The following is a 15,009-nucleotide window of genomic DNA, read 5'->3' as shown; positions in this document are numbered from 1 at the left end:
TTATCTTTGCCCCCATGTCAAGTAGTTTAAAAAACTTGTCCGATTTCTCACATATGGAGGTCGGACGGGCCGAAGGGCTGAAATTCGCGATTGTGGTTTCCCAATGGAACGCCCAGGTTACCGGATCACTCTTGGACGGCGCACTAAGAAGCTTACAGCAACATGGAGCTAAAGAAACCGACATCGAAGTCGTTCAGGTTCCCGGCAGTTACGAGCTTATTTCCGGAGCTGACATTATTCTACGCAATAGGGAGATCGATGCTGTTATATGTCTCGGTTGCGTTATCCAGGGAGAAACAAGACATTTTGATTTCATCTGCGACGCAGTAGCCAACGGGATCGCGAACGTCTCGATTAAATACAATAAACCGGTCATCTTTGGTGTACTTACCACCGACAATTTAGAACAGGCCATGGATCGGGCAGGCGGCAAGCATGGAAACAAAGGCGAAGAAGCTGCCGTCACAGCTATTCAGATGGGAATCATTGCAAAACAGCACTAAATAGTCGTGCTTTGTTAACCTGAGTGTATGAAACCGCTACAGATAACACCCCGACCTGTTCCTTTCAGCTGCCCTTTAACACCCTCTCTTAAACTCTTGCGGCACGTTGGGAAAAGCATACATTTATACACACCGTAACCGTATTTATTAAGGAGCCATTCATCTTTTAAACTTTTGTCAAAGAAAATGGTTCCTTATCCATTAATAGGAGTCAACTATGAAAACATTCCTAACAGCAGTCATCATCAATTTTCTTGTCTTTTCACAAGAGATCGCCCAGGCACAGGCCCCTCTTGAGCTGAGCTCATCTTTATGGCGGGGCATAGGCGGAAAGACCAAATGGGATAGTACCAACTATATTTTGTTTTCCGTAACAGGAAACGATTCCGAATTTCTGCAAAACGGGCGTAAATTTCTCATAAACAAACGTTCTGGACAGGTCCGCTTCGAAGGCAAGACCGAGAGTGGAAACAATATTGTCGCACTCTTCAACTTCAAAACCGAAAAGTTGTCGAAGCTTTTCAGTAACGGAGAAGAAAGGCCCGTGTCCACAGAAGTAAATACCGTTTTTACAAGGATCAACGAGCAGTTTAAAAAAGATGCCGCCTTTATTTTTCTGCCTGCTTTGATAGACGCTCCCGACACCAGAACAGGAAAGGTTTCGTCAAAAATTGTGAATGCCGAAAAGCTGCTGTCCGTGTCCTTTCAGCTGAAAGACAATAGCCTATCCGGAGAACTCCTTTTTAATGGAGAAACAGGATATATCAAACAGATTATCGACAAAGAGGGGAATGAATATTTTGTGAATGGCTACAAAGACATCGGAGGAGGTTTGGTTTTGCCGACAGTCTTCAAAAGCATGGACGGTTCCGAGAAAAGCGCCACCTTCCCAACTGCAGCAGCTTTTACAGATATGGAAGAATCAAAATTTTCTAACTTATAGCAAGAAGCACCATCATGGCCTGGAAAACATTATCTTCGAAAGAACAGCTTCAGGAAGCTATCGCTACGGGCGAGCCGGTAGTTGTGTTTAAACATAGCACGCGTTGCTCCGTAAGCAGCATGGCCAAACGGAACTTGGCGTATGACTTTGCTATGCTGCCCAACGACACGGCAATCTATTACCTCGATCTGATTGCCTTACGTGATATCTCTGACTATATTGCCGAGCGCTGGCAGGTAAGACACGAGTCTCCCCAGCTTTTGGTATTACAGGGAGACACCTGCCTATATCATGCCTCACATCAGGACATTGATCTCAGGAACGTACTTCCGTTTATTTCCTGATCAGTGAAACCGTCCCACGGCGGCCATCCTGATCGATCACGGCAAACCGGTAGGTGGTTCCCCTCTCGACTGTCAAAGGACGTGTGTAAACGGCACTTTGAGAAGTGGGCATACTGCCATCAGTCGTGTAATAAATTTTGAAGCCTGGATATTCAGCATTTGCGAGTAACCGTCCCCCTTCTTCTTTCACACCGACGGCAGGTAACCGGTAACGTGCCGTCGAAGCGATCTTGGGCAGCTCATCCAGACTAACTTTATTGAGAAAGGCGCTATAGTCTTTATTAAAGGCACGAATATCGAACGAAAAGTCGTTTTCGTAAGGCCGTTGTGGCGCCCATGCCCGTTCAGCTAACGAAAAAAAACGCGGGAACATCATGTAATCCAGACGTTCTTCAGAAACAACGGTCTCCGACCAAAGCCCTCCTTTTATCCCTAAAAGGTTGGCCTTCCCCTTTTCGCTTAGCCTCACTTTATCCGCAAAAAATCCTTTCTCGTATTTCGCTCCGTTCACACTGTGGTGGATGTTCGCAAAAAAATGCTCCGGCAAGAATGTAAACGATTGATACAGATCCGCATAGGTTGCCCATTTTAGCCCCGGCTCCTCGAAATGGGTGTCCCACGCCATATCAAAATAGTTGTTGTTTGCACTGATAAAAACAGTGGGATATCCCGCATTCGCAAGCCTATAGGCCAGATCCTCCTGCCCTCCGCCAATAAGGTTGTTCCACACATCGAGCTGGATGTTAGCCGATGCCAGCGCGCCGTTTACCTTCATGCCTGTTCCGTCATTAACCATGCCCATTTCCTCCCAACCGGCAAGCTGAAGTCCTTTCTGCCGACAGAGCTCGTTTATTTTGGTGATATAATAAGGCCATACCTCATGCACCGATGACATACCTAAGCTGTCCATCAAGGACCTAATTTTGGGCGACTTTTCCCATGCACCGACCGGCACCTCGTCTCCCCCTAGAGATACCTTCTTTAGTTCAACACCCGCTTCAACATACATGCCCTTGATTTCGTCTAAAACTACCGAAAGAAAATCGTACACGGAAGGCAATGCAACGTTCATCACGTTGTCGTTCCAGTACTGCGCCGAGCTATAAACAGACTTGTCATCAAAGTCGTGCAGGAGATATCTTTCGGCTTCCGCTTTGTTTCCCTTCGCCATATATCGCTGGTAACGTACTTCCATTGCTTTGATCGAGGCCCGCGCATGCCCAGGTGTCTCGATCTCAGGAACCACGGTTATATGGCGTTGCTTGGCATACCTCAAGATGTCTATGAAATCCTGCCGGCTCAGGTAATCTTTTGCTGTAGAAACAGCTCCCGAACCGTACGACGGCTGAATTCCCGTGCGCTGCGCGAAAAGAGGCGTACGGTTAGCACCGATCTCTGTCAACTCAGGCAACGCCGCTATCTCGATACGCCATCCCTCGTCATCTATAAAATGAAGGTGAAACGTATTGAGCTTATAATGCGACATAAGGTCTATATACTTTAAAATAACTTTTTTATCCTTAAAGTTTCGGGCGATATCCATCATATATCCCCTGTAGGCATAACGGGGCTCGTCGTCTACTTCCATATAAGGGACATGAACCGTATGGTTCTGGAGCGCCGAAGCGCCGAGAGCCGACCGCAACGTTTGTAGTGCATAGAACACGCCTGCTGGCTCCGTCGCCTCGATAACAATTCCTTTCTTGCCAACCTGCAGGGAGTACGCTTCGCGACCATACCCCGCCGCTTTACGGATCGTCACTAGTGCTCCGTCAGCCCGCGGAACGAACGTGATATGTCCAAATAGTTTCGCAAAATCATCGAAATTGGGCTGTTCAGATTCAAAAGCGGGATCGATGTTATACCCCACTTCCCCCTTTAGCAACAGCTGGCCCCGGCTTGTTTTCAGCGACTTTGGACTGGGTAAAATCAAGTTCTTGGCTGACGATGCCTGCCTAACATGATTCTTGTCATACAGCGTGGCCCAATAGGCATGGCGCGCTTCATCAGACAACGGCATATCTTCGAGGATGAGATTGACAGATTCCACCTTGGCAGGATTCCGCCGATCCTGAAAATAAAAACCGTTAGGGGCACTGGATACATTAAATATCGGATAACGGGAGGTGTATGTGACAATCAACGAGTCGGACGCAGCCAGCCGCACGCCTTTTTCAAAACGGATACGGAATAAGTTTCCGTTTTCCTCAGACAGCTCGTACACATCCGTTTTCTTCTCCGCTATAGGGAGAATCGCGTTAAACCAAAGATCCGCCCCGTCTAAAGCAATAATCCCGGCAGACCGGTTTTTCAGCACCAGATCCAGCTCCAGGTTGTCCTTTCCATCATAAGATGAGGCAGGCCGCCAGATCAGCTCAACCTTTGAAACAACAGGTTGGGCTAATAGCGACAAGCAGTTACCAACCAACAAAATTCCTATCAACACCGAGGAAATTACACAGACTCGTCTCATATTCAAAAATTCCAATAAGAAATAACCACACTCATTCATTGTGCAGGATAGTCCCGGGCTGGCATCCCCGCTCCGACAGAACCGTCATCCTTGAAGGTATCCGGAGAACTAAGAAGCCCTAGAGCGCTCAACAGGACAATACTAATGATTTTTATCCATAATCTACCATGCGCTAAAGAACCTTTTTTCCGACTTCTCTATTTTTTTAAAATTTATTTTGCACAATAAATAATCCTTTCTATATTTGCACACCGAAACACAACAAGGCCCGTTCGTCTAGGGGTTAGGACGCAAGATTTTCATTCTTGAAACAGGGGTTCGATTCCCCTACGGGCTACACATCTTGAAATCAAAACATACAAAAGCCTGCAAATTAAACGTTTGCGGGCTTTTTGTTTTTTACAGCATCCTGATTCATTCAATTATTCGCATAAAAACAGTGAGTGATTCAGTGAGTCAATCCCTAACCTACCGCTACTCACTGAAAGTACATTAAGTTGTTGAACGACAACCTGTTCAATAACTGAACATCTTGATTTCGTTAGGCTGCAAAGCTAAGTTTGTTTCACTTAAATGATAAAATCATGAGTACAAATTATTCTTTGCTCTTCTACCTGAAGAGACCAAAAAACTACGTGAGCGGCCCGAAGCCGATCTACATGCGCATCACCGTGGATGGCATTCCCAAAGAAATTTCCACCGGTCAAGATTGTGAACCTACTAAATGGATCTCCAAGGCAAACCGTGCCAAGGGAACCAAAGAGGACATTAAAACACTGAACGCATATCTGGATACCCTTGAGCACAAAGTCGCTGACATCCACCTCCAGATGACCAAAGGAGGAGAGGATATTACCTCAGAATCTATCAAACTGAAATATCTTGGAAAGGATATCAAGAGAAAAACACTGTTGGCAGTTTTCCTTGAACATAATGGGCAGATGGAAGCATTGCTGGGCAATGGATTTAAACCCAATACACTCAAAGGGTATAAGACCTCGCTGTCCCACATCGAACAATATCTAAAGACAGAGCACGAATGTTCCGACATTGATGTCAGAAAGATCGATCACGGGTTTGTAACGGGGTACGAATTTTACCTACGTTCTGCGCAGGGTTGCTCAGAGGTTTCGGCTGCCAAGTACATCAAGCATCTGCGGAAGATCGTAAAGTTGTGCATCGCACACAAATGGATTATTGATGATCCCTTTGCTTCTTATAAGAATTCGGCCAAAGCGAAAGAAAAAGAATTCCTTAACGAACACGAACTGGAGCGCATAGAGCGTAAATTGTTTAGCGTTCCAAGACTTGCACATGTACGTGATATCTTTGTGTTCTGCTGCTACACAGGGCTGTCATACGCCGATGTTAAAAAACTTACCGTCAGCGATATCGGAAAAGGTTTCGGAGGCAAGCTTTGGATATTTACCAATCGGGAGAAAACAGAGACCGCGTCGAATATTCCCTTATTGCCAAAGGCATTGGAAATTCTTTCACGTTACCGGGATTATCCTCCCTGTGTTTCCAAAGGTAAGCTTCTTCCTGTTCTCAGTAACCAAAAGATGAACAGTTACCTTAAAGAGATTGCTGACCTCTGTGGTATCACCAAGAAGCTGACCTTCCACATGGCAAGGCATACTTTTGCCACAACGGTTACCCTATCCAATGATGTCCCGATAGAGACGGTATCCAAGATGCTCGGCCACACGGATATCAAGACCACCCAACATTACGCTAAACTGTTGGATACACGGATAGGACGCGATATGGATCAATTGGAGGAAACGCTGGCCGTTCCCTGTACACTAACGGTTACACCTCCCAGAACTTGAGTACTATCCTTTACAGTCCCGGAGACAGTAATACGTTGCGACTTGGCAGCATTGCTTAAGCCAAATATCAACAACACGAGTGAGATCATCCTCACGAACTTTACGTTGTTAAAGTATTTTTTACGTATCATATGGTTTATATTAATTAGTTACTTTAAAATTGATTGATAGTTCTATCTGTCATTGGAGCTGATTGCTGGGGGGGGGTAAAAAGCTCTGACGATTAAAACTAACATACCAGGAAAACACCCGGATTAATATCCGGGGTTCTGCCTCAGACGGCTATTGATCTGTAATTCCGATAAAGGAATAGGCCACAGTTCATTTACGCCGATTTTAAATGCCCGTTTTTGATAGATAAGATACCCCTCTTCGTCAACAGCAAAATCCGTATAATTGGCAGGCTCGTTGGTCAATTTCATCCCTGTAAATTGCCGGTTCAGTTCTTCGCCGGCTATACCCCAGCGTAGGATATCAAAATACCGGAGACCTTCGAATGCAAACTCTACTCTCCGCTCTCTTCTGATAGCGCTCCGCAGCTCGGCTGGTTCGGTTGTAGTGACAGCGGGCATATTAACATCTGATCTACTCCGCAACTTATTTATGGTTTGATCCAACAGGGATCGGTCAATTACGTCGCCTGCTTCAAGTTTAGATTCAAGGTAACCAAGTAGAACTTCAGCATATCTAATAAGAGGCCAGTTTGCTCCATAGTTCATAAGATTTCCGTCAAATGAATCATCCATAAATTTTCGGATAGCATACCCGCTCCAGTTATACCGGTTAAAACGGTCTGGAGAGGTTGTTCCCGGACGGGAAATATATGTCTGTCCTTTAAAAACTGATCTATCAGAAATTAATACAGTATAATCCAGTCTAGGATCCCTGTTTTCATAGGGATTATGTACTTCGTATAACGGAGACTGTTCGATCGTTTTGCCATCTATACATTCAAAAGTTTTTACTAGTTCATTATATGGAGAAAACTGATGCCAACCTCCCCAAGTTTCCGGATAAAGATATTGTGGTAAAACATGTCCATAAACATCTTCCTTGTATTGAGAACTCAAAATAACTTCTTTGCCACCACCGTTACCTAGTTGGAAAAGAGGTAGAAATTCAGGATCTATCGTATAGACGTCCGCATCGATAATTGTTTTATAAGTGTTAGCTGCAGCATCCCATTTTTCCTCAGCCATAAGAAGTCGTCCCAATATCGCCAAAGAAGCTCCAGAAGTAATCCGTCCCTCTTGATCGGCAGGTCTTGTAACGGGTAATATAGGATAACTTTCGGAAAGTTCTTTTTCTGCAAAAGACCAAACTTCTTCCTTTGTTGCTCTCTCGACATTATTTGCCTGTTCTATGGTTAGGACATTTGTTATCAAAGGTACCCCTCCGTAATATAGGGCAAGGTTAAAATACTCGTATGCCCGAAGAGTACGGACTTCAGCGACCATAATCTCTTTTTCTGTTTCATCCATAGAAACCTGATCAATATGGTCCAGAAAATTGTTACATGCTGCAATTTTTTGATACGAATTGGCCCAGTATGATGCAATCAACCCGTATGCAGAATTCAGCGTACCGTCAGTCACGCGGTCGGGAATTAATTCTTTTTCCGAGCCGTTTCCAGCCATTAAGTCGAGATATAACAAACTCCTTGGCGTCCAGAAATCTTCACCTTTCCAAAAGGCTCCTGTATTATAACATCCCATTAACGCGAGCAGCGCATCATTTTCTGTATTCCAAAATGTGTTATCAGAAACTGCATCCAGTGGATATTTTTCAAAGAATCCCTTACTACAGCTGGTAACCACTGCTACCAGCAACAATATCGATGATTTGGCAATGATGTAAATGTTTTTTAGCTTCATGATCGTTAGATAAATGTCCTTAAAAATTGATATTTAACCCAAAAGTATACACTGCAGTGATCGGATAAAACGGAGTATTATCGCCTGTCCCTTGATTCATTTCAGGATCCCATCCCTTATAAAAGCTGTTGAATGAAAACAGATTTTGTCCGCTGAAGAATACTCTAAGTTTTGATACGTTCATTTTTCTGGTCAACTCTTCTGGAAATGAGTAGCCAAATTGAAGATTCTTCAGTCTGATGAACGACGCATTTCTATTCCAGAAAGTTGAAGTCATGATTGTTCCCGAGCCCATATTCAGACTGGTCAGTTTTATATACTCTGCATTAGGATCAGGATTTTCCGGTGACCACCTGTTGTCTGCTTGCCATTTTTGAATTTGTCCACCGTTGTAGAATGCAAATGCCTGATACGCTCCCATTTGACGATAAAATCCAGCTAAGCCGTGTAGCAATATGGAAAAATCGAACCTTTTGTAATCAAGACTAACAGTTCCTCCGTAACTATATTTAGGAGCGGTATTACCTATTATTTCCCGGTCATACGTAGGATCTACAATTCCGTCTGGAACACCGTCAGGACCGCTGATATCGGCATAGCGTACGAATCCGGGTTCAGCTGAATATGGCTGTCCTGGATAATTTGCTATATCGTCGTCATTTATAAATAGGCCATCTGCGCGATATCCGTATATAGCACCTATAGAACTTCCAACAAACAATCCTTTTTCAATATCCTGTTGTAAACCACCCGCCAGTTTTTCTATACGATTATTAGTGTAAGAAAAATTGGGACTAATCGATAGACCAACCTTACCTATCTGTGTGTTATATCGAGCCATGATCTCAAAGCCTCGATTCCGGACGGCTGCAGCGTTGACCTCTGATGGAGTTAAGCCCAGCACACTGGAAACAGTCAAGTTATAAAGGATATTATCTGTATATTTGTCAAAGTAATCTATTAAGAAATCAAGCTTGCCATTTAATATCGACATATCAAGTCCTACGTCAGTGACGGTGGTAGTTTCCCAAGTGATTTCTTCGTTAGCCAGATTGACGAGGCGTGCACCCGGCGCGAGGACACCCCCAATAGGATAACCGTATCCCAAGCTTAGAACATTCTGATAAGGATAATTACCTATATTCTGATTTCCCAACTTCCCCCATGATGCCCGTATCTTCAGATTGTCAATGCCCCGAACATTTTCTTTGAAAAATTGTTCTTCGGAAATACGCCAAGCTCCGGACACAGAAGGGAATATTCCCCATCTACCCGCTGCCGGAAATCTGGAAGTACCATCATATCTGGCATTAGCTTCAAAGAGATAACGATCGTCAATGTTATATTTTGCCCGTCCAAAGAAAGATCGTAAAGCCCACTCTCCAGCCGATCCTGAGGATTGCATGTTCGATGCAGCGCCCGCATTCAGTTCATGAAGGAGATTACTAGGGAAATTATCCCTAAAAGCGGACATCCAATCTGAACGATTCCTTTCCTCTGAATACCCACCTAAGAGATTTAGTGTATGGGTGCCAAACTGTTTGTCAAATGCTAATAAAGACTGTAGGGTAATTAGTGAATTATCTCCGGAGGAAACATTCAGATTATTGGGTCCAACTTTTTTGTTTTCGTCGAAAACGAAATCTGAGGTGAAGCTGTTGTCCGTATAACTTGAATAGTTATATCCTGCTTTGCCACTCCAGGTAAGTCCGGGGACGATTTCCCAAGCCAGTTCCGCTCCACCAAGGAAAAATTTGTTTGCTCGATTAATAAAAGATTCACTCGACATCCACGCCTCGGGGCTGTAATTATCCTGATACCCATATGTTCCATCACTTTTCCTGCCAGCATAAATTGGCCCTTGCCGAACTGCAAAACCAATCATATGCATCATATCGCCATCAAAATGTTTCGGTTCCTCAGTTTTTGCTGTATTTCCGTTTATGTTCACATTCAGCTTTAGGTTATCAAGTATCTCGCCGGTAAAATTTAACAAAAAGTTATAGCGCTGATAATTGTTTTTGGCAACAATCCCATCTTGATTTAAATAGCCAAGGGAGAAAAGATATGTAGATTTATCGGAACCTCCGGAAAAACCCAGATTATGATTTGTTTGAAAGCCAGAACCCGAAGTCAACAGGTTTTTAAGGTGGGGTACATCTGGATAATTATCCCTATCGACGCCCGATCGAAATTTCTCAATTTCCTCATCTGTATAGGTCAATGCGCGGCCCATATTGACATTTGCCTCATTAAACAGCTCCGCATAATTCACAGAGCTCATGAAATCGGGTAGCTCTGTCACTTTCTGCACCCCTAATGTATTATTATAGTTCACCTTCAATCTCCCGCTAGACCCCTTCTTTGTTTCAATTAAAATAACACCATTCGCAGCACGAGTTCCATAAATCGATGCCGAAGCGGCGTCTTTTAACACCGATATACTCTTTATATTATTGGGATCAATATCATTTATTGAAGCAGCCAAACCATCTATGAGTACTAACGGATCATTTCCGGCTCCGGAAAACGTTCCCATTCCCCTGATTCTTATGGACGCTCCATCATTACCTGGTCTTCCGGCTCCCTGTGAGACAGTCACACCTGTTGCGAGACCTGCAAGTGCTTGAGATGCCTGTGTAATGGGCCTGTTTTCTATATCTTTTTCAGAAACTGATGAAACCGCTCCCGTAAGATTCACTTTCTTTTCCGTCCCGTAGCCGATAACAACCACTTCTTCCAAACCTTCCGTTACGGGTAACATTTCTATATTAAAAAAGGTTTGGTCTCCTATTCTCAAGTCAACTGGTTTGTAGCCCGCGAAAGTAACAGAAAGGATATCCGACGAACCTGAAAGCTCGTATTGAAGCGTGAACTCTCCTCTTTGGTCAGTTGATATAGACTTATTTGTCCCCTTTATCAATACTGTCGCAGCAATCATAGGTTCTCCCTTTTCATTTTTCACTAAACCAGAAATTGAATTGTATTGCTGGCCATAAAGGTTTTGCACGAATATTAGGAGTAGAATAGCGACAATACGGTGCCATTTGATATGGCTATATCGTTTAAAATTGGCAATCATCTTTTAATCTTTTTTGTGTTAAGAAAAGCAGCTGGTATTACAGATCCATATGGATAAATCCAGAGCTAGAAAAATTATCAACGATGGAAAGAATTTAAAACTGACAATCAGCATACTAATAATCATGTCAGTCTCTCGGTTTATATCAAGAAATTTTCAAAACAACACCGATATCGTCTTGCGGAGCTGCTTCTGGTATTCTAACTACCAAACCATTATGATCTTGCACAAAGGAAAGATTCCCTTTGTATCCTAACATATTTACTTTTTTTACAGTTTTCGTGTCAGTTGCTCCTTTAGCCAAAGAAACTATTTTCACACTTTCCTTGTCGAGTTTTCCCATAATGATGGCATACAAAACATTTCCTTTTTTTGTAAACCTGATGTCTTCACTTGTGAACGGTTTCCCTCGTCCCTCGTTAAACCCTTGTGCATGGAGCTCTGGCGCTTCTAATTGCGCAGGACCTTCTCCGAAAGTATGCCACGGCCTAGTTCCTATAATAGATTCCGAATTTATGTTCATCCAAGAAGCTATTCCTTCAACCACCTTTCTAGCCTTATCATCCAAGGATCCATCTCCTCTTAATGGAACACTTAATAAAAGATTTCCATTTTTGCTAACGACGTCGACCAGCATATGAACCACGGTCTTTGCAGACTTATAGTGGTTATTGTCATAAACACGTCGATCGTAATGCCATGCTCCGATACAGGTACATGTTTGCCAAGGTTCCGGTTCAATTTTATTGCTTTGCCCTCTTTCGATATCCCACACCATACATTTACGCTGTTGTTCATTCAATATCTTACCATTGATCACTACATCGACCTTTCCCTTATTTTGCTTCATACTTTTATTATAATAGTATGCGGCTATTTCTAGTCCAACATTGCTAATAGGCCATAGCGGCAGAGCTGTATCGTCAAAATAAACAACATCGGGATTGTATTTATCGATAAGTTCCAACGTTCGATCTTTGAAATTTTCACAGTACGACGCTGATGGAATACTGACACCTGTGTCGATATCCCAATGCCATTGCCTGTGTATAGTATGCCCCTCTTCACTTCCTTTGCTCAATGGGTGATTTTGAACATATAACTCTTGTGGATCGTATCCTTCCCACCACTTTCCTTTGCCGTCAGCTTTGGTCAGCTTTCCGTCGTAGGGAACGCCTTTGAGCGGTCCTTGCTTATCTGAGCGTTGAGCTGTTTCGTACCATGTCCAGGCGTGCGCCGCATGAACACTTACGCCAAATCGGAGTCTTCGTTTTTTCGCGGCCTTCTCCCATCCAAGCACGATATCTTTTTTTGGTCCAACGTTGATACTATTCCACTTATGATGACTACTTTCGTACAGGTCAAGGTTATCATGGTGATTGGCTAAAGTCATAAAGTATTGAGCCCCTGTTCTTTTGTATAAATCCATGAGCGCTTCTGGATCCCATTTTTCGGCTTTCCACTCATTGATGACATCCTTAAATCCAAAAACCGATGGATGTCCATATTTTTCAACATGGTATTTGTATTGATCAGAACCTTCCTCATACATGCCCCGAGCATACCAATCTCCTCTTTCGGGTTGACACTGAGGCCCCCAGTGCGCCCAGATGCCGAACTTTGCATCTCGAAACCAGTCTGGTACACGATAGTTTTCCAAAGATGACCAATCGGGTTTAAACGGCACCTTTCCCCAGTTACTCAGTCCAAGACTATTCTTACTTAAATACAGCGCAGGTATGGTGGCGCCTAACATCTTAATTACGGTTCTTCTATTCATAATAACTATACGTTTAAACATTGCGTTGTCGAACGACCATCAGCTAAAAATAAATGTGATCACCCGGCTTACAAAAGGTTGCTTATCATTTAATAAACAAAGTTAAATTAATTGCCATCGCTGTTCCAATCACGTTATCGACAAAACATTACACTTTATCGATTTATCGCTATTTCGATTGGAATCATTGGGCATTACTCACCGTCGGAATCATAAAGACAGAATATTCTTTCCATTAACTGCCACTTTTCACTTGATGTTTTTCCATTTGAACGTTGAAAAAAAGACATCTTATTCTCCCATTCGGCTTGTCTGGGTAATGTGTCTAGTTTTGAAAAGGCTGCGTCCCAATCGAAGTCTAAACCCGTTTCGATAACCATAAACAGCTTGTTTCCCAGCATATATATCTCCATTTCTAATATTCCGACATCTCTGAGCCCGTTTCGAATTTCTTTCCAGTGATTCGTTTCCGTATGGGCGTCAACATACGCTTGTACCATTTGTGAATCGTCTATTAAATCTAGGGTTTGACAATATCTCTTTATTGGTTGATTGTGTTTTTTTTGCGTGTAGCCTACTTTAGTTTTTATGACTTCCATATTGTGTTAAATTCTTTTTTATTTAGGGCTTAAGTAGATATTTATTAGGATTTGTTTAGTTTATCTATGATATAATCCACTATATTATATACCTCACTGATTAAATTGATATCAGGTTTACAACAAACCAAAACTAAACCCTCATGGAGGAATTTTCTTTGCAAGAATCGACTTAAAGTTAAACGATATCGACTTTTTTATAGGTGACGTGTGGACAAGAAGAAAAAAAAAGAGCTATATTTATATTGTAATCCGTTACAAATAAGGGGGAGGTAGGTGTCGGATTATAGCAGAATATACCAAGGATAAAAAAGGAGGAGTCTTGCGAAAAGAGAAGTATCAGTTGGATTTCATTTTACTGAATATTGGATATGCAGAACACCAGTCCGATTGGAATTGGAAAAACATAAACAGTCCATTTACCCGTATTCACGTAGTAAAGAAAGGAACTGCTTGGCTAAAACGGGATGGGAACAAATACCAATTAAAAGAAGGACATCTTTATCTGACACCTTCATACACACCTCATAGCTATGAATGTGACGATGAGTTTTGTCTTTACTATATCCATATTTATGAAACTTTGGAAAAGAAATCGAGTGTATTTGACCAGTTGAATTTCCCTATTGAAATCGAGGGAGACTCGCTACTGCTGGATTTAGTCGAACGTCTTTATTCCATTAATCCAGGCAGGGAATTGTCATTTTATGATCCCGATGCCTATGACAACTCGACAGAACTTATAAAAAACATCGCCATGCAGGGACATACACCGCTTGCACTTGAATTGGAAAGCCACGGTATTATCCAGCAGTTAATATCTCGCTTTTTTGCTTTCGCGACTCAAAAAACGCCAAATGTCGACGAGCGAATGGCAAGAGTTCTCGAATACATACATAGTAACATCCATACTCCGATCGGCATTGATCAGTTGGCAGACATGTCTTTCCTTACAAAAGATCATTTCATACGCTTATTTAAAAAACAGCTGAACTGTACTCCGGGAAAATACATAAATCAAAAAAAAATCGAAAAAGCACAATTGATGATGCTACTTCAGAATTATAGTGTCCAAGAATTGGCTTTCCAATTAGGTTTTGAAAACGTTTCCTATTTCAATAGGCTTTTTAAAAAGCTCACGGGTGAGAAGCCAACAAAATATAGAAAGCGATTAGAGATGTAGTACCCGCCAAGTTATTATTATTTCGAGCTTATACGTTTAACTTACTCTGTAGTTGCTTGTAACCTAATCAAAATTAACAACGGCTTTTATTACTCCGGTTTCACTGTTTAATAACGAAGGGAACGTATCTTTTAGCTGTCGAAAAGGAATTTGATGGGTGATATATTTCGATGGACAGATATCTCCTCGTTTAATACAGGAAATAACGTGATCGAAATCGGACTTCGTCGCATTCCTACTGCTCATGATAGTTGCTTCTTTTTTATGGACTTCAGGGTGGCTAAAGATTAAATTATCTTTTGGTAGTGTAAACTGAACTGTGTCACATCACTCCTTTTAGGGTTCGCACTAGAGGCTTTCAGCCTCTAGTGCGAACCCTAAAAGGAGTTGCCGAAG

Annotated in this window: 10 protein-coding genes and 1 tRNA gene; 6 read left to right on the top strand and 5 right to left on the bottom strand. The window is 42.6% G+C overall.

Annotated features, from left to right (window positions below):
- Nucleotides 1–14: 14 nt before the first annotated feature.
- The 3 genes from ribH to ytxJ all read left to right on the top strand — a co-directional run bounded on the left by ribH (nt 15) and on the right by ytxJ (nt 1,790).
- Nucleotides 15–503, top strand: a complete 489-nt coding sequence (gene ribH, locus BC792_RS15665) for a 6,7-dimethyl-8-ribityllumazine synthase (RefSeq protein WP_148909960.1) — start codon at nt 15–17, stop codon at nt 501–503.
- A 217-nt stretch (nt 504–720) separates the two neighbouring features.
- Nucleotides 721–1,446, top strand: coding sequence for a hypothetical protein (locus BC792_RS15660; RefSeq protein WP_148909959.1), 726 nt, complete (start codon nt 721–723; stop codon nt 1,444–1,446).
- 14 nt (nt 1,447–1,460) lie between these two features.
- Nucleotides 1,461–1,790, top strand: coding sequence for a bacillithiol system redox-active protein YtxJ (ytxJ, locus tag BC792_RS15655; protein ID WP_148909958.1), 330 nt, complete (start codon nt 1,461–1,463; stop codon nt 1,788–1,790).
- Here the strand turns inward: ytxJ and BC792_RS15650 are convergent.
- The gene (locus tag BC792_RS15650; protein ID WP_170250054.1) at nt 1,780–4,263 is read right to left on the bottom strand and encodes a family 20 glycosylhydrolase; all 2,484 of its coding nucleotides are present in this window, start codon (nt 4,261–4,263) and stop codon (nt 1,780–1,782) included. The two genes, ytxJ and BC792_RS15650, sit on opposite strands and share 11 nt — an antisense overlap.
- Before the next feature lie 265 nt (nt 4,264–4,528).
- Between BC792_RS15650 and BC792_RS15645 the strand changes: the two genes are divergently transcribed.
- Both BC792_RS15645 and BC792_RS15640 read left to right on the top strand, forming a co-directional pair.
- Nucleotides 4,529–4,600 (top strand) — tRNA-Glu (locus tag BC792_RS15645).
- A 247-nt stretch (nt 4,601–4,847) separates the two neighbouring features.
- Nucleotides 4,848–6,095: a site-specific integrase gene (locus BC792_RS15640; RefSeq protein ID WP_148909956.1), complete on the top strand. Its 1,248-nt coding sequence runs from the start codon at nt 4,848–4,850 to the stop codon at nt 6,093–6,095.
- 254 nt (nt 6,096–6,349) lie between these two features.
- Here BC792_RS15640 and BC792_RS15635 read toward each other — a convergent pair whose 3' ends face one another.
- The 4 genes from BC792_RS15635 to BC792_RS15620 form a co-directional block, all read right to left on the bottom strand.
- Entirely contained in the window at nt 6,350–7,969 is a 1,620-nt protein-coding gene (locus tag BC792_RS15635) for a RagB/SusD family nutrient uptake outer membrane protein (RefSeq protein WP_148909955.1), read from the bottom strand.
- Nucleotides 7,970–7,988: 19 nt separating this feature from the next.
- Nucleotides 7,989–11,051, bottom strand: coding sequence for a SusC/RagA family TonB-linked outer membrane protein (locus tag BC792_RS15630; RefSeq protein ID WP_148909954.1), 3,063 nt, complete (start codon nt 11,049–11,051; stop codon nt 7,989–7,991).
- A 145-nt stretch (nt 11,052–11,196) separates the two neighbouring features.
- Nucleotides 11,197–12,831 carry an alpha-L-fucosidase gene (locus tag BC792_RS15625; protein WP_148909953.1) on the bottom strand — a complete coding sequence of 545 codons (1,635 nt, stop codon included), beginning with the start codon at nt 12,829–12,831 and terminating at the stop codon, nt 11,197–11,199.
- 194 nt (nt 12,832–13,025) lie between these two features.
- Nucleotides 13,026–13,430, bottom strand: a complete 405-nt coding sequence (locus BC792_RS15620; RefSeq protein ID WP_148909952.1) for an L-rhamnose mutarotase — start codon at nt 13,428–13,430, stop codon at nt 13,026–13,028.
- 322 nt (nt 13,431–13,752) lie between these two features.
- On the opposite strand from BC792_RS15620, the gene BC792_RS15615 reads away from it, so the two are divergent.
- Entirely contained in the window at nt 13,753–14,613 is an 861-nt protein-coding gene (locus BC792_RS15615; RefSeq protein WP_148909951.1) for a helix-turn-helix domain-containing protein, read from the top strand.
- Nucleotides 14,614–15,009: the final 396 nt, after the last annotated feature.

It is taken from the genome of Sphingobacterium allocomposti (genome assembly GCF_008124885.1).
GTDB lineage: Bacteria > Bacteroidota > Bacteroidia > Sphingobacteriales > Sphingobacteriaceae > Sphingobacterium > Sphingobacterium allocomposti.
Note: the sequence above shows the minus strand (reverse complement) of the source record. Positions and strands in the feature narration are given on the sequence as shown.